Source organism: Streptomyces sp. OZ13, from assembly GCF_052068155.1.
Classification (GTDB): Bacteria; Actinomycetota; Actinomycetes; order Streptomycetales; family Streptomycetaceae; genus Streptomyces.
On sequence record NZ_JBQHCZ010000019.1, the window covers coordinates 22,642 to 37,546 of the forward strand.

The 14,905-nt window shown below is 71.4% G+C and carries 13 protein-coding genes and 1 riboswitch; of the genes, 4 read left to right on the top strand and 9 right to left on the bottom strand.

Features of this window, described 5'->3' with window-relative positions:
* Positions 1-1,454 precede the first annotated feature (1,454 nt).
* Both ACTMTU_RS30945 and ACTMTU_RS30950 read right to left on the bottom strand, forming a co-directional pair.
* Complete coding sequence (locus tag ACTMTU_RS30945; RefSeq protein WP_441266734.1) at positions 1,455-2,240, bottom strand: hypothetical protein; 786 nt, start codon at positions 2,238-2,240, stop codon at positions 1,455-1,457.
* A gap of 270 nt (positions 2,241-2,510) precedes the next feature.
* Complete coding sequence (locus ACTMTU_RS30950) at positions 2,511-2,720, bottom strand: hypothetical protein (RefSeq protein WP_441266735.1); 210 nt, start codon at positions 2,718-2,720, stop codon at positions 2,511-2,513.
* A gap of 250 nt (positions 2,721-2,970) precedes the next feature.
* On the opposite strand from ACTMTU_RS30950, the gene ACTMTU_RS30955 reads away from it, so the two are divergent.
* Entirely contained in the window at positions 2,971-4,200 is a 1,230-nt protein-coding gene (locus tag ACTMTU_RS30955; RefSeq protein ID WP_441266736.1) for an MFS transporter, read from the top strand.
* Here ACTMTU_RS30955 and ACTMTU_RS30960 read toward each other — a convergent pair.
* The 5 genes from ACTMTU_RS30960 to thrC all read right to left on the bottom strand — a co-directional run bounded on the left by ACTMTU_RS30960 (position 4,185) and on the right by thrC (position 10,202).
* Positions 4,185-5,696: an alpha/beta hydrolase gene (locus tag ACTMTU_RS30960; RefSeq protein WP_441266737.1), complete on the bottom strand. Its 1,512-nt coding sequence runs from the start codon at positions 5,694-5,696 to the stop codon at positions 4,185-4,187. The two genes, ACTMTU_RS30955 and ACTMTU_RS30960, sit on opposite strands and share 16 nt — an antisense overlap.
* Before the next feature lie 223 nt (positions 5,697-5,919).
* Positions 5,920-7,542 (bottom strand): chaperonin GroEL, encoded by a 1,623-nt coding sequence (gene groL / locus ACTMTU_RS30965; RefSeq protein WP_005315739.1) that lies wholly within the window; start codon positions 7,540-7,542, stop codon positions 5,920-5,922.
* Between the two features lie 387 nt (positions 7,543-7,929).
* The gene (locus ACTMTU_RS30970) at positions 7,930-8,133 is read right to left on the bottom strand and encodes a cold-shock protein (RefSeq protein ID WP_005315736.1); all 204 of its coding nucleotides are present in this window, start codon (positions 8,131-8,133) and stop codon (positions 7,930-7,932) included.
* Between the two features lie 436 nt (positions 8,134-8,569).
* Positions 8,570-8,845: a MoaD/ThiS family protein gene (locus ACTMTU_RS30975; protein WP_441266738.1), complete on the bottom strand. Its 276-nt coding sequence runs from the start codon at positions 8,843-8,845 to the stop codon at positions 8,570-8,572.
* Positions 8,846-8,894: 49 nt separating this feature from the next.
* Entirely contained in the window at positions 8,895-10,202 is a 1,308-nt protein-coding gene (thrC, locus tag ACTMTU_RS30980) for a threonine synthase (protein WP_441266739.1), read from the bottom strand.
* A gap of 17 nt (positions 10,203-10,219) precedes the next feature.
* Positions 10,220-10,347: riboswitch (SAM riboswitch) on the bottom strand.
* A 173-nt stretch (positions 10,348-10,520) separates the two neighbouring features.
* Between thrC and ACTMTU_RS30985 the strand changes: the two genes are divergently transcribed.
* Genes ACTMTU_RS30985 through ACTMTU_RS30995 form a run of 3 tightly spaced genes read left to right on the top strand, consistent with a single transcriptional unit; the run spans position 10,521 to position 13,525 of the window.
* A complete protein-coding gene (locus ACTMTU_RS30985; protein WP_441266740.1) occupies positions 10,521-11,489 on the top strand; it encodes a glucosyl-3-phosphoglycerate synthase in 969 nt (322 codons plus the stop codon).
* Between the two features lie 38 nt (positions 11,490-11,527).
* Positions 11,528-12,010, top strand: coding sequence for a hypothetical protein (locus tag ACTMTU_RS30990; protein WP_441266741.1), 483 nt, complete (start codon positions 11,528-11,530; stop codon positions 12,008-12,010).
* 57 nt (positions 12,011-12,067) lie between these two features.
* Positions 12,068-13,525 (top strand): alpha,alpha-trehalose-phosphate synthase (UDP-forming), encoded by a 1,458-nt coding sequence (locus ACTMTU_RS30995; RefSeq protein WP_441266742.1) that lies wholly within the window; start codon positions 12,068-12,070, stop codon positions 13,523-13,525.
* A 217-nt stretch (positions 13,526-13,742) separates the two neighbouring features.
* Here the strand turns inward: ACTMTU_RS30995 and otsB are convergent, their stop codons facing one another.
* Positions 13,743-14,597 carry a trehalose-phosphatase gene (gene otsB / locus ACTMTU_RS31000; protein ID WP_441266743.1) on the bottom strand — a complete coding sequence of 285 codons (855 nt, stop codon included), beginning with the start codon at positions 14,595-14,597 and terminating at the stop codon, positions 13,743-13,745.
* 10 nt (positions 14,598-14,607) lie between these two features.
* Complete coding sequence (locus tag ACTMTU_RS31005; RefSeq protein ID WP_441266744.1) at positions 14,608-14,886, bottom strand: DUF3263 domain-containing protein; 279 nt, start codon at positions 14,884-14,886, stop codon at positions 14,608-14,610.
* Positions 14,887-14,905 lie beyond the last annotated feature (19 nt).

Consider the following 14,905-nt stretch of genomic DNA (forward strand, 5'->3'; position numbering starts at 1 on the left):
GCAGGGCGCGTCCGGCGTCCGTACGTCCGAGCCGGTCGTCGACGATGCGGTCCGGCTCGTCGGGATTGAGGTTGACCCAGAAGGCCGACGGGTCGAGGGAGAGCCAGACGAAGAAAGCGTCCGAGCTGCCCTCCGCGGCGTCGAGGCCCGCTCCCGGAGAACTGCCGCCGTCGGCGGAGAGGGGTGCCTGGAAGGAGTACTGCAGACCGCTGCCGTCGCCGGGGTCGGCGAGATAGCGCAGTTGCAGGGACGAGAAGTCGATCCCGCCGGGCGCCTCCGGCACCGGTTGCGTCAGTGCCCGGGTCAGGCCGTCCGCGGTGTCGTTCGCGGTGTCGTTCTCTCCGCACGGGTCGGCCGCCTGCGGGGCGTTGCGCGGAGCGGTCAGCGCGACGGTCGTCAGCCGGGAGCGGAGGCCGAGGGCCTGGCCGTCACACGGTTCGGCGGCGCGGGGGTTCCGGAAGAAGCGGTTCTCCTTCCTGGTCTGCGCCAGGCGCTGACTCTCCGCCGCTTTGCGCTCCTTGATCAGCGTCTTCCGTGCCGCCACCTCCCGGGCGACGGTGGTCTTCTCGGCGCGGGCACTCGCCTTCGCGCTGTCGATCAGCCCGTTGAGCTCGTCGGCCGCCCCCTTGCCGTTCACGACGGCGTAGATGACATCGGTGGTGGCCGGGATCCGGCCGGCGCACCGAGCCTTGCACGGCGAACGGTCGCTGTAGATCACGAAGAGCCGGTCCCGGGGCACCGGTTTCCGCACATCCTGGCTCAGGAAAGCCAGGTCCCAGACGAGGATGTTCAGTTCGGAGTGGTTGCCTGCCGCTTCCGCCGAGGCCTCGTTGGCGTGCGGGACTACGGCAAACTTCTCGATCCCGGGGCGTTCGTCCATGCGTAACCGCTCGTACAGCGCCGGGTCGTCGTGCTTCAACGCGGCGGTCTCCACCACCTCCAGGCCCCGGGTGTCCACGTCGTCGAGTCCCGTGATGTCCACGAACCCGATCGCGACGTTCCGGCTCCCGTCGATCCGACGCGGGTTCTTGCCGCCGTCGAGCTGCGACCGGTGGCCCCACACCGCCTGCCGGTGCACGTAGGACCGGTGTCCCAGGGGGTCGCTGTACCAGTCGCCTTCGATCCGGGTCAGCGATCTCCCGGACGGAGCGGGCTTGCGCTCCTTCTTCCCCCCGTCGGCCGTGAGGTTGCGGGTGTGGCCGGGCGACTGCGTCTGCGCCCCGGCGGACGCCTCCGCGGAGCCGCCGCCGGTGCCCAGTAACAGCCCGAGCATCAGCACGGACGCGGCCAGAGCCCGCGGTCCGGTGCGTCCTCTGGTCAATGACATGTCGCTCCCCCTGTTTTCGCCCGCGCACGGCGAGCCGTGGCCGGTCCGTCGGGAGAGGACCTTCCCCCTGTCCGATGACGAGAACCTGAGACCGTGCGAGACGGCACGCGCCGAGGCGTCGGCCGCCTCAGCCGCGCAGCGTCACTCCGTACCTGGTGCGCAGGCGGGCGATCTCCCACCACGCCACCGCTGTCACCGACGCCGGGCCGCCGAGGACCGCGCAGAACTGGACGACCGGCGGCCCCGGCGGCGCCCCGGCCATGGCCAGGTTGATCGCCGCGAGTTCCCACACCAGGACGCCGGTGAGCAGGGCGGGGAGAGCCGCGTGCGCGTCGGCCGTGTTGAAAGCGGTACGCAGCGCCGTCGTCGACGCGAAGACGACGAAGAACAGCACCCACAGCACCGGCAGCAACAGCGCGAGTGTGATCAGCGGGCTGAGACGGCTGCCCTCGTAGCTCCGGCCGAGGAGCATCACGCCCGCGAAGAGCAGTGGTACGGCCGTGAAGGCGCCGAAGTACCAGAGCACCGAGCGGACCGCCGGCCGCAGCCTGGCCCGCATGCCGGGCCGTGCGTGCGGCGGCGCGAGCCGGAAGAGGACGAAAATCACCACGGGAGCGGTGAGGAGCAGCAGCCACGGCGTGACGACCAGCCGGAAAAGATACTGATCCTGCACCTGTGCCCAGTCCGCCTCGGTCCCGTAGGCGGCGAGGATCAGGAAGGACGCGACCAGCGCCACCCAGGCCCTGGTCTTCTGCACGCGCCACACCTCGGGGTCCTGGTACCGCCGGTGGCTGTGCGCGGGGAACCGCAGCCTCGCCCGACGGCGGGCGGACCTGGCCAGCGGGTAGCCCAGCAGCACCATCAGAGCCGGCCACACACAGAGCAGGCCGATCACCCAGAGACAGCCGGGCATCCGGCGCACATGCCGCAACACCTCGCCCAGCGGCGGCCATTCGTCCTGGCGGAACTGCTGCCACAGCGACGGGGGCGGACCGTAGGGAGGGTACGGGTACGGCCCCGGATGAGGCGGCGGCCCCGGATACGGACCCGGCCCCCGATACGGCCCGGGCTGCGGCGGCACCCCCGGATGCGGCGGTACTCCCGGATGCGGCTGCCCCGCCCGCCGGTACGGATCCTGTCCCCCGAATGTCACGCCTGCGCCCTTCCTGGAGTGGTCCGCCGATCATTCCAGGAGAGCGAACTGCCGTGCACAGCCCGGCACATGGCGGGCCGGCGACACCACATCCACACCCAGCGACGGCAGGGTCACCGACACCCCCGCCAGGCCCTCCCCGAGCCGGGCCACCGCCTCCTCGGCGATCCGCGACCGGTCCGCCGTCCGCGACCCCGCCGAAGACCGCGGCCTGTCGGCGGACCGCACCACTGCTGCCATGAGCACCACACCTCCGCGCCGCGCAACCGCCGGGTATCCCGATCTCCTCACCCCGCGTGTCCGGGTGCGGCCCGGCCTTCCGGAGCAAGTTGATAACAACCCGCTCGACGACGGCCCCGGGCGTAAACTGGGCCGCATGAGCCGACGACGACATTGATCCACCGCAGCGGGTCCTGGAACGGGCTGTCGCGGGCCGCCGCGCGGGTGAGCACCCGGCGTCCCCCGTCCGTTCCGCAGAAGGACCACACGCATGCTCACCGTTTCGTCATGCCCGCCGGACCCCGGCGTCCGCGGCGTCCGCCGGCTCGAGCGAAGGCTCTACGCCTACGCGGGTCTTGAGGACTTCGTCCTCCTCTACCCCCTCTACGCCCTGCTTTTCGCCGAACACGGCCTGACCACCGCAGAGATCTCCTCCCTCTTCGCCATCTGGTGCGTCGTCGGCCTGCTGGTCGAAGTGCCGTCGGGCGTCTGGGCCGACGCGGTGTCCCGCCGCGTCACGCTGGTCGCCGGCCCGCTGCTGACCGCCGTCGGATTCGCGCTGTGGGCGCTGACCCCCTCCTACGCGGCCTACGCCGCCGGCTTCACGCTCTGGGCGGTCGGCGGCTCCCTGCGCTCCGGCTCCATGGAAGCGCTCGTGCACGACGAACTCGAACGGCTCGGCGCGGCCGACCGCTACGGCCGGATCATGGGCCGGGCCGCCGCCTTCGGCATGGCCGCGACCGCCGCGGCCACGGCCGCCGCCGCGCCGGCGCTCGCCTTCGGCGGCGACGCGCTGGTGTGGGCCGGGAGCATCGGCGCCTGTCTGTTGTGCGCGGCGGCCGGCTCGACGCTCCCCGAGCACCGCGCCACCGCCCACCACGACACCGCCGAACGGCCGGGCTACCTCGCCACGTTGCGTTCCGGGCTGGCCGAGGTGCGCGGCAGCCGTCCCGTCCGGCGGGCGATGGTCCTCGCCGTGGTGATCACGTCGATCTGGGGCGTGCTGGACGAGTACGTGCCGCTGCTCGCCGCCGCCACGGGTGTCGCGACCGAGACCGTCCCCCTGCTGGTGCTGGTGGTGTGGGTGGGCGTGACGCTCGGCTCGCTGCTGGTGACGGCCGGCGAACGGCTGTCGGTCCGGGCGACCGGGGCGCTGGTCGCGGCCGCGGCCGTGGCGCTCGCGGCGGGCGCGCTGTCGGGCACGCCCGCCGGATTCGCCCTGCTCGCCGTCGCGTTCCTCGTCTTCCAGCTCGCGGACGTGCTGGCCGACGTACGCCTCCAGGCCGCGATCACCGGCAGGAGCCGGGCGACCATCACCTCGCTGACGGGCCTCGGCACCAACATCGCCTCGCTGCTGGCGTACGGCACGTACGCGGCACTGTCGCCGTACGCCTCCCACAGCAGGGTCTTCGCGCTGCTGGCCGTGCCGTACCTGCTGGTGGCCGCCGTGATGGGCCGGCCGCGTCCGGCGCCGGCCCCGGCCGGTCAGGAGGCGCAGTAGCGGTCCCGCGCCGGGCGCTCCCCGGTGAGCAGGAAGCGGGTCACGGTCGCGTCGCCGCACTCGTTGCCGTTGTCGACGTAGGACCCGTGGCCGGCCGCGTCGACGACGACCATCCGCGCACGGTCCCCGAAGGCCGCCCGCATCTTCTTCGCGCCCGCGAGCGGGGTGGCCACGTCACGGTCGTTCTGGACGAGGAGGACGTTGGACGGGCCGTGCGGCGTGACGCGGACGGGCCGCTCGGTGGGGCCGAGGTCCCAGAAGGCGCACGGCATGACGTTGACGGGCATCCCGGCCGTCAACGGGTGGCGCTCACGACTGTCGGCCACGGCCTTCTCGTAGGAGGCCTGGTCGTCCCCCCAGGCGTCCACGTCGTTGCAGATGGTCGCGGCCGACGCCGCCACCGTGTTCTGCATGGCCTCGTCCGGCAGCGTGTTCGGGGCCGGCAGCGCGGCCCCGGAGCGGGCGGCGGCGATCAGGCGGGCGACGACCGGGAAACGCCTGGGCGAGTAGAGGCTGTCGAGCAGCGTCTGACGCAGCACGTTGCCGTTCAGCTCCTCGGGGTTGGCGCCCGGCCAGGGGATCGGCGCGCGGTCCAGGCGGGCGGCGAGGGCGAGGAAGAGGGGCCGCACCTCCTCCGGTGTCGCCGCCAGCCGGTCCGGGTTGGCGGGATCGGCGGCCCAGGCGGCGAAGTCGGGGAAGACGTCCTCGACGCCGACCGCGTAGTTCGCCAGCCAGCCCCGCGCGACCCGCTCCGGGTCGGGGTCGTCGTTGCTGTCGAGGATCCAGCGGTCGGTGCGGTGGGGGAACATCTGCGCGTAGGCGGCGCCGGCGTAGGTGCCGTACGAGACGCCCCACGCGGACAGTTTCCGCTCCCCGAGCGCCTCCCGGACGCGGTCGATGTCGCGCGCCTCGTTGCGGGTGCTGACGGTGCGCAGGACCTCGCCGCCGTTCTCGGCACAGGCGTCGGCGAGGCGACGGCCGGCGGCGACGTTGTGGTCGACGGAGCCGTCGGGCGCCGGCCAGGGGCGCAGCCGCTCCATGGCGAGGTCGTCGTGCGGGAGATCGCAGCTGACGGGTGCGGACCGGCCGACGCCGCGCGGGTCGAAGCTGACGACGTCGTACGCGTCGCGCACCGACTGCGGAAGGGCCTTCCCCCGCCGGGAGGGCTCGTGCAGACCGGGGTTGCCCGGTCCGCCGGGGATGATCAGCAGCGTGCCGCGCCGGGCCTCGGGCTTCTCGCTGCGCAGCCGGGACACGGCCAGCGTGATGTGCGGCCCGCGCGGCTCGGCGTGGTCCAGCGGCACGGACACCGTCCCGCACTCCTGGCGCGGGTCGAGCCCGGTCCCGGGGCACGGGCCCCACCGGACTGCCGACGCCGGCCGGGCGGTCGCCTCTGCGGACGGCGCGGGGAGGGCGACCAGCGCGGTCGCGAGGGCGGGCAGCGTCAGCGCGACGGTGACGGCGGGCCGGAGACGGAACGTTCGAGTGATTGCCATGGCACGACCCTCCCGGATCCGCGCGCCCGGCCCCACGGGACCAACTCCCGTATCCGGCAGGGGGTTTGCCCCACCCGCTCGGGCCGGTCACCCCCAGGTCGGCTCCGGCGGCGGTCGTGGGCGTACGTCCTGCCCGTGCGCCGCCGGGGAACGCCCGAGGGCGGCACCCCCGTGCAGGGGTGCCGCCCTCGGTGTGAAACCGGTCTGCCGATCCGCGAGCGGATCAGAAGTCCATGTCACCGCCCGGCATGCCGCCCGGAGCGGCCGCGGCGGCCTTCTCCGGCTTGTCGGCGATGACGGCCTCGGTGGTCAGGAACAGCGCCGCGATGGAGGCCGCGTTCTGCAGAGCAGAGCGGGTCACCTTCGCGGGGTCGATGATGCCCTCGGCGATCATGTCGACGTACTCACCGGTCGCGGCGTTCAGGCCGTGGCCGACAGGCAGGTTGCGCACCTTCTCGACGATGACGCCGCCCTCGAGACCACCGTTGACGGCGATCTGCTTGAGCGGGGCCTCCAGCGCGAGCTTCACGGCGTTGGCGCCGGTCGCCTCGTCGCCCTGGAGCTCGAGCTTCTCGAAGACCGAGGAGGCCTGGAGCAGGGCCACGCCACCACCGGCGACGATGCCCTCCTCGACGGCCGCCTTCGCGTTGCGAACGGCGTCCTCGATGCGGTGCTTGCGCTCCTTGAGCTCGACCTCGGTCGCGGCGCCGGCCTTGATGACGGCCACGCCGCCGGCCAGCTTCGCGAGGCGCTCCTGGAGCTTCTCGCGGTCGTAGTCCGAGTCGCTGTTCTCGATCTCGGCACGGATCTGGTTGACGCGACCCTGGACCTGGTCGCTGTCACCGGCACCGTCGACGATCGTGGTCTCGTCCTTGGTGATGACGACCTTGCGGGCGCGGCCCAGCAGGTCCAGGCCGGCGTTCTCGAGCTTGAGGCCGACCTCCTCGGAGATGACCGTGCCGCCCGTGAGGATGGCGATGTCGTTCAGCATGGCCTTGCGGCGGTCGCCGAAGCCCGGGGCCTTGACGGCGACGGACTTGAACGTGCCGCGGATCTTGTTGACGACCAGGGTCGACAGGGCCTCACCCTCGACGTCCTCGGCGATGATCAGCAGCGGCTTGCCGGACTGCATGACCTTCTCCAGCAGCGGAAGGAGGTCCTTCACGTTGCCGACCTTGGAGTTGACGATCAGGATGTACGGGTCGTCCAGGGACGCCTCCATACGCTCCATGTCGGTGGCGAAGTACGCCGAGATGTAGCCCTTGTCGAAGCGCATACCCTCGGTGAGCTCGAGCTCCAGACCGAAGGTCTGGGACTCCTCGACGGTGATGACGCCTTCCTTGCCGACCTTGTCCATGGCCTCGGCGATGAGCTCACCGATCTGGACGTCAGCGGCGGAGATGGAGGCGGTGGAGGCGATCTGCTCCTTGGTCTCCACGTCCTTGGCCTGCTCGAGCAGGGCACCGGAGACGGCCTCGACGGCCTTCTCGATGCCGCGCTTCAGGGCCATCGGGTTGGCGCCGGCGGCCACGTTGCGCAGGCCCTCACGGACGAGCGCCTGGGCGAGAACGGTCGCGGTGGTCGTACCGTCACCGGCGACGTCGTCCGTCTTCTTGGCGACTTCCTTGACCAGCTCGGCGCCGATCTTCTCGTACGGGTCCTCGAGCTCGATCTCCTTGGCGATGGAAACACCATCGTTGGTGATCGTGGGGGCGCCCCACTTCTTCTCGAGGACGACGTTGCGACCCTTGGGGCCAAGGGTGACCTTGACGGCGTCGGCGAGCTGGTTCATCCCGCGCTCGAGACCGCGCCGTGCCTCCTCGTCGAACGCGATGATCTTGGCCATGTGAAGTGGTCCTCCCGGACTGGGGTGGATTGCTTCGGATCGCATCCGGCGCCCGCGACGGACGGCCTGCGCGCCTTGTGGTTCCTTGCCCCACCCGGCTCGCGGGCCTCACCGACCCGATCCAAGTTCTGTCACTCTCACTGGGAGAGTGCTAACGCCAATGATTAGCACTCGACCCATGAGAGTGCAAGCGCCTTCGAGCAAGGCCGCCCGGTGGAGGGCGGTCGGGCGAGGGGTTGGCCCAGGCTTCCTCGAGGGACGCCGCGGCCGGCGCCGGCGCCCGCGGCAGTGTCCGGACACGCGTGAGGGGCCCGCTTCCCGGTGGCCGGGAGGCGAGCCCCTCATGCGTGAGTGCGTCGGTGGCCGATCGCGCCTCGATCAGTTGGATCAGACGGCGAGCTTGACCATGTCCGCCTGCGGACCCTTCTGGCCCTGCGAGATCTCGAATTCGACTCGCTGACCTTCTTCAAGGGTGCGGTAACCGTCCATCTGGATCGCGCTGTAGTGGACGAAAACATCCGCACCACCGTCGACCGCGATGAAGCCGTACCCCTTCTCCGCGTTGAACCACTTGACGGTGCCCTGAGCCATGCCTAACTCCCCTATTACTGGCCCTTGCGCAGGACCGCACTTCGCGGACCCGGGTCAGACCTCCACCCCAGCAGGAGGGGTGTGCGCCGGAACGCGTCGACCGCGGCTGAATGTATCTGCCCAACTGCCCTCTGCAACAGGTCAATCGGACGAGAAATCTGGGCAGTACCGAACGACCGATCCGTGTCAATTCATGGAATTCCGGGGCAAGTCGGGCCCGGCAAATAACGCCTAAGTGGCAATTCGATCGCATGGTTCGGCCGCATTCTTGCGGAAGTTGAAGGCATTCTCGAGCGGCCGGCGAAGGGGGCTTCCCAAACTCTACCGCGCTCAACCATGCAGAATTGCCCCCTCCGCTTCTCTCGCGGAGGGGGCAATTTCAGTAACTGCGGGTAAATCTCTGGGGAGAGCTCAGCGGCCGCTCCTCCTGTATCCGTCAGCCGCCGGCGACGGCGGGAATGATCGACACGCCCGCACCGTCCGGCGTGGCCGTCTCCAGGCCCTGCTCGAAGCGGACGTCGTCGTCGTTCACGTACACGTTGACGAACCGGCGCAGCTTGCCCTGGTCGTCCAGGACGCGGGCGGCGATGCCCGTGTGGTTCTTCTCCAGGTCCGCGATGACCTCGGCGAGGGTCGTGCCCTCCGCCGGGACCTCGGCCCGGCCGCCCGTGTACGTACGGAGGATGGTGGGGATGCGGACGTTGACGCTCATGTTCGTCACCTCTCGGCGGAGTACGGCGTGGCAGTGCGGAGCAAGGTTCTCAGTGGGCGGCCAGGCCCGCGTCGCGGAACGCGTCCAGGCTCGGGCGGATGACGGCGGTCGCCTGCGAGGTCTCCGCGACGGCGTCGAGGGTCTTGAGACCGTCGCCGGTGTTGAGCACGACGGTGGTGAGCGCCGGGTCGAGCAGGCCCGCCTCGATCAGCTTCTTCGTCACACCCACCGTCACGCCACCGGCCGTCTCGGCGAAGATGCCCTCGGTGCGGGCCAGCAGCTTGATCGCGTCGACGACCTGCTCGTCGTTCACGTCCTCGACGGCCCCGCCCGTGCGGCGCGCGATGTCCAGCACGTACGGGCCGTCGGCCGGGTTGCCGATGGCGAGGGACTTGGCGATGGTGTTCGGCTTCTGGGGCCGCACGACGTCGTGGCCGGCCTTGAAGGCGGTCGACACCGGCGAACAGCCCTCGGCCTGGGCGCCGAAGATCTTGTACGGCTTGTCCTCGACGAGCCCGAGCTTGATCAGCTCCTGAAGACCCTTGTCGATCTTCGTGAGCTGGGAGCCGGAGGCGATCGGGACGACCAGCTGGTCCGGCAGCCGCCAGCCCAGCTGCTCGCAGATCTCGTACGCGAGGGTCTTGGAGCCCTCCGCGTAGTACGGGCGGAGGTTGACGTTGACGAAGCCCCAGCCCTCGCCCAGCGGGTCGCCGATGAGCTCGGAGCAGAAGCGGTTCACGTCGTCGTAGTTGCCCTCGATGCCGACGAGCTCGCCGCCGTACACCGCGGCCATGACGACCTTGCCCTGCTCGAGGTCGTGCGGGATGAACACGCAGGAGCGGAAGCCGGCCCGCGCGGCGGCGGCGCCGACCGCGCCCGCGAGGTTGCCCGTGGAGGAGCAGGACAGGGTGGTGAAGCCGAAGGCACGGGCGGCCTCGAGGGCCTGGGCGACGACCCGGTCCTTGAAGGAGTGCGTCGGGTTGCCGGAGTCGTCCTTGACGAACAGACCGCCGGTGACGCCCAGTTCGCGGGCGAGGTTGTCGGCCTTGACCAGCTTGGTCCAGCCCGGGTTCAGGTTCGGCTTGTCGGCCACGTCGGCCGGGACGGGCAGCAGCGGGGCGTAACGCCAGATGTTGGCCGGGCCCGCCTCGATCTGCTTCCGGAGCTCTTCGGGGCTGCCGCTCGGCAGGTCGTAGGCGACTTCGAGCGGCCCGAAACACTCGGCGCAGGCGAAGATGGGACCGAGTTCGAAACGCTGTCCGCACTCGCGGCACGAAAGTGCGGCGGCGGGGCCGAGGTCCACGGCGGTGGACGAGGTGGCGGAGGTGCTGGTGCTTGCGACGGTCTGCGCAGCCATGATGGCGAGGCCCTTTCTCCTCATCTTCCTCGTGACGCACTTCGCCACGAGACGGAATTGGCACCTTCCCCACCGTGACCTCGCGGTCGGCGGGAGGGTTGCCGGGGCTTCAACGGGCCGTTCCCTCTGCCCCTCTGGATGAGCGGTATGGCTCCGGACGTGCGGTCCGGGCGTTTGTGTGCCGGGACCCCCCGAGATGCGAGGGTCCTTCGCGTTGCTCAAGACTGTAACCGAAGCCCCGGACGCTTGAGATAGTCGTCCGACCCGCGAGATGGATCACACGACCGACTGTCGATCGACTGTCAAGGGAGACGCGAAGTGCTCGATGAGGTGGCCCGCTGGCTGAGCCGGCGCTCCTGGTCCGCGTCCGATCGCTCCCTCGAGAGGCTGATGTCCGCCAAGGCCAGGCAGGGCACGACCGTCAGCGTCGTGCTCCCCGCGCTGAACGAGGAGGCGACCGTCGGAGAGATCGTCACGATCATCCGCCGGGAGCTGATGGAGAACACCCCGCTCGTCGACGAGCTGGTCGTCATCGACTCGGCCTCGACCGACCGCACGTCGGAGGTGGCCGCGGCCGCCGGCGCCCGGGTGGTGCACCGGGACGCGATACTGCCCGGCCTGCCTGCGGTGGCCGGCAAGGGCGAGGTGCTGTGGCGGTCGCTGATGGCGACGGGCGGTGACATCGTCTGCTTCTGCGACGCGGACCTGCGGGACTTCTCCGCGGACTTCGTCTCCGGCATCGTCGGCCCGCTGCTGACCGAGCCCGACGTCCAGTTCGTCAAGGCCATGTACGACCGTCCGCTGGGCGGGGGCGCCGCACCGGGCCCGGACGGCACCCCGGCCCAGGGCGGGCGGGTGACCGAGCTGATGGCCAGGCCGCTGCTGAACCTGCACTGGCCGCAGCTCGCCGGGTTCGTGCAGCCGCTGGGCGGCGAGTACGCGGCACGACGCTCGCTGCTGGAGCGGCTGCCCTTCCCCGTCGGATACGGCGTCGAGCTCGGGCTGCTCGTCGACTCCCTGAACCTGGTGGGCCTGGACGCGCTGGCCCAGGTCGACGTCGGCACCCGCAAGCACCGCCACCAGGACGGGCAGGCGCTCGGCAGAATGGCCGCGACGATCTACCGCACCGCCCAACTGAGGCTCGCCCGCCCGCATTTGGTGCGCCCGTCGATCACGCAGTTCGAGCGTGTGGGGAACGGCTTCGTGCCGGTGACCCACCCGGTGGACACCGAGGAGCGCCCGCCGATGCTCGAGATCAGTGAGTACGCGGCGCGTCGCGCCGCATAAGCAGGACCGACCGGTCATTTTGCCTACATTTCCCATGTATGGGACTTATGGGATTTCTTGTTCTGTCGTTCCCCGGATCTCCGGGCGGCCGCGGCAGGCACCGCAAGGAGACGCCCTCCGGCGGCACGGAACGGCTGACCCGGCTCCTCGGCACCCTGGCGGTCACCGCAGCCGCCGTGTTCGGACCGGCCGTCCCCGCGATGGCGGTGCCTGCCGGGCCGGCGATGCCGGGAACGCTCCCCGGTGAGCAGCCGGCGGCCCGGACCGCTCCCGGCGCGGCCGAGCAGCGGACGGACGGCCACGCCGAGGACGCGCCCGCCGCGGCCTCGGACGCCGGCGGCCCGGAGGGGTCCGCCGGCGGGACCGACGGCCTCCAGGGCCGGGAACCGGTCCGTCACGTGGAGATGGCCCGCACCGGCGGCACGGCGGAGCAGCTGTGGCTGCTGGGCGGCGTCGCGCTGAGCCTGACGGCGGCCGGCATCATCGCCGTGGCCGCCACCCGCGGCCGCCGCGACCACTGACCTGCGAGGCGCCGTACGCACGTTTGAGCTTTTGCGGTACGGGCTAGATTTCGGCACATGGTCTCCGACGCAGCCCAGATCCTCGTCGCGTCCAACCGCGGCCCTGTCTCCTACGAGCTGAACGAGGACGGAGAGCTCGACGCCCGCCGCGGCGGTGGAGGACTCGTCTCCGGCCTGTCGGCCATCGGCTCGGACGCGCAGTCGCTGTGGGTGTGCGCGGCCCTCGGCGACGGCGACCGCGAAGCGGTCCGGCGCGGGGTCGGCGAACCCGGTGTGCGGATGCTCGACATCGACGCCGGCGTCCACGCCGACGCGTACAACGGCATCGCGAACTCCGTGCTGTGGTTCGTCCACCACATGCTGTACCAGACGCCCCTCGAGCCCGCCTTCGGCCGGGAGTTCCGGCGCCAGTGGGGCGCCTACCGGATCTACAACCGGGCCTTCGCCGAGGCGCTCGCCGCGGAGGCGGCCGACGACGCCGTTGTTCTCGTGCAGGACTACCACCTGGCCCTGGTGCCGGGAATGCTCCGCGAACTCCGTCCCGACCTGCGGATCGGCCACTTCTCGCACACCCCGTGGGCGCCCCCGGAGTATTTCGCGATGCTGCCCGGCGACATCGCGGAGGAACTGCTGCTCGGCATGCTCGGCGCCGACCGGCTCGGGTTCCTGACCAAGCGGTGGATGCGGGCGTTCCAGAGCTGTGCCGCCGCCGTCCTCGCGCCGTACGACGGGACGTCGCTGTGGCCGAAGGACCAGGAACCGAGCTTCGAGTTCCGCATGCCCGGCCGCGGCCGTCACCGGACCAGGCTCGGGGTCCACGGGCTGGGTGCCGACGCCGATTTCCTGCGTGAGCGGGCCGCGCGCCCCGATGTCGACGAGCGGATGACCGCCCTGCGGAAACAGGCCGGCGAGGGCCGCCGGACGATCGTGCGCGTCGACCGCACGGAACTGTCCAAGAACATCCTGCGCGGCCTCCAGGCCTACCAGGAGCTGCTGGAGGAGCACCCCGAGTGGCGCGAACGCGTCGTGCACATCGCGCTCGCCTATCCCTCACGCCAGGACCTCGAGGTCTACCGCCACTACACGGCGGAGGTCTCCCGGCTCGCCGACGAGATCAACACCCGGTACGGCACGGCCGGCTGGACGCCGGTCGTCGTGCACGTCAAGGACGACTTCGCCCGCTCGCTGGCGGCGTACCGGATGGCCGACGTGGCCCTGGTCAACCCGATCAGGGACGGCATGAACCTGGTCGCCAAGGAGGTACCCGTCGTCACCGACCTCGGCTGCGCCCTGGTCCTGTCACGGGAGGCCGGCGCCCACGAGGAGCTCGGCGAAGACGCGATCACCGTCAACCCGTACGACATCAGCGGGACGGCGGCGGCGCTCCACGAGGCGCTGACCATGTCCGCCGACGAGCGGGCCGAGCGCTCCAAGCGCCTGGCGGCGGCAGCGACCGCGCTGCCGCCGCGGCAGTGGTTCCTCGACCAGCTCCGGGCCTTGCGCGAGGAGGGTTAGGCCCTGCCCGGGCGGACAGGACCGAGGGTCTTTCGTTTGGATCAGGCCGGATCAGGGAGCGGGGTCTGGTGCGTGCGATCGCAAGGCGGAGGAGGGAGGCATGGCGGAGCCATGCCGACCGACGACAACGCGGCGTGGGGGCACCTCCCGTGCCCGGAGGGCTACGGGGGAGTGCGTGCCAGACCACGCGAGCCCGGCATGATCCAAACGAGAGGCCCTAAACGCGCCGGGCCAGGGAGGCCAGGAAGTCCGCCAGCTGCGCCGGTCCCGGGAGCACCAGGTCGGCGCGGTCGGCCAGTTCGGGGACCTCGTTGCCGCTGCACAGCAGCAGTCCGGGCACACCGTCGGAGCGCAGCTTCTCGACGGCGCCGTAGGCGGCGAGGTCGCCCAGGTCGTCGCCCGCGTACAGCACGGACCCGGCGCCCACTTCCCGCACGTACTCGGACAGCGCGACGCCCTTGTCGACGCCGGGCGGGCGCAGCTCGAGGACCATGCGTCCCGGCTCCACGATCAGGCCGTGCCGGGAGGCGAGCGCGGCCAGGGGCTCACGCAGGGCGTCGAAGGCGGCCTGGGGGTCCTCGGCGCGGCGGGTGTGCACCGCGACGGCGCGGCCCTTCTCCTCGATCCAGGTGCCCTGCCAGGCGTCGATCCGGTCGAGGAAACCGGGGAGCTCGGCCCGCACGGCCGCGACCCCGGGGTCGGGGGCCGGGGCGCGTACGGTCCCGGTGACCGCGTCCCAGCGCTCCGCGCCGTAGTGGCCGAGGACGACGAGATGGTCGAGACCGGTGACACCGGAGAAGCCGCCGTAGCGGACGGCGACCCCGGCCGGCCGGCCGGTGATCACCGCGACCGACGCCACCTTCGGCGCGAGCGCGGCCAGCGCGGGGACGGCGCGCTCATGGGCGCGGGCCTGTTCGGGGTCCGGCACGATCTCGGCGAGCGTGCCGTCGAAGTCGAGTGCGATCACGGCCTGCCCGGGCCGTTCGAGGAGTGCCGCGAGGCCTTCACGGCCTGCGGGCGTGGACGGCGTCGGCATGGAGTCTTCGGCTTCTGCAAACGGGGAGCTGCCCATGCCTTCGACCCTAGCGGCGACTTCTCCTCGCGTCCCTCACACGGCGAAGCCGGTTGACGGTGACCGGGTCGTGGGCGAGGGCACGGGCGTCGTCGAGCAGGGCGTTGAGCAGCTGGTAGTAGCGGACCGGGGAGATGCCGAGCTGCTCCCGGACGGCCCGCTCCTTGGCACCGGGGCCCGGCCAGGAACGGCGTTCCATGGCGAGGACGGCCCGGTCCCGCTCGGAGAGCTCCCGGGCCCCGGGCCGGTCGCCGGTCCGCTGCTCCTCAGGCGCCTGGTCGTCGGTCATACGATCCAACATATCGGTG

Coding starts and splice junctions, on each gene's coding strand:
- ACTMTU_RS30945 (WP_441266734.1), bottom strand. CDS start 2,240: ATGCCCGGCTGTCTCTGGGTGATCGGCCTGCTCTGTGTGTGGCCGGCT.
- ACTMTU_RS30975 (WP_441266738.1), bottom strand. CDS start 8,845: ATGAGCGTCAACGTCCGCATCCCCACCATCCTCCGTACGTACACGGGC.
- ACTMTU_RS30995 (WP_441266742.1), top strand. CDS start 12,068: ATGGTCTCCGACGCAGCCCAGATCCTCGTCGCGTCCAACCGCGGCCCT.
- ACTMTU_RS30960 (WP_441266737.1), bottom strand. CDS start 5,696: ATGGCAATCACTCGAACGTTCCGTCTCCGGCCCGCCGTCACCGTCGCG.
- ACTMTU_RS30955 (WP_441266736.1), top strand. CDS start 2,971: ATGCTCACCGTTTCGTCATGCCCGCCGGACCCCGGCGTCCGCGGCGTC.
- groL (WP_005315739.1), bottom strand. CDS start 7,542: ATGGCCAAGATCATCGCGTTCGACGAGGAGGCACGGCGCGGTCTCGAG.
- ACTMTU_RS30950 (WP_441266735.1), bottom strand. CDS start 2,720: ATGGCAGCAGTGGTGCGGTCCGCCGACAGGCCGCGGTCTTCGGCGGGG.
- ACTMTU_RS30970 (WP_005315736.1), bottom strand. CDS start 8,133: ATGGCTCAGGGCACCGTCAAGTGGTTCAACGCGGAGAAGGGGTACGGC.
- ACTMTU_RS30990 (WP_441266741.1), top strand. CDS start 11,528: ATGGGACTTATGGGATTTCTTGTTCTGTCGTTCCCCGGATCTCCGGGC.
- thrC (WP_441266739.1), bottom strand. CDS start 10,202: ATGGCTGCGCAGACCGTCGCAAGCACCAGCACCTCCGCCACCTCGTCC.
- ACTMTU_RS31005 (WP_441266744.1), bottom strand. CDS start 14,886: ATGACCGACGACCAGGCGCCTGAGGAGCAGCGGACCGGCGACCGGCCC.
- otsB (WP_441266743.1), bottom strand. CDS start 14,597: ATGGGCAGCTCCCCGTTTGCAGAAGCCGAAGACTCCATGCCGACGCCG.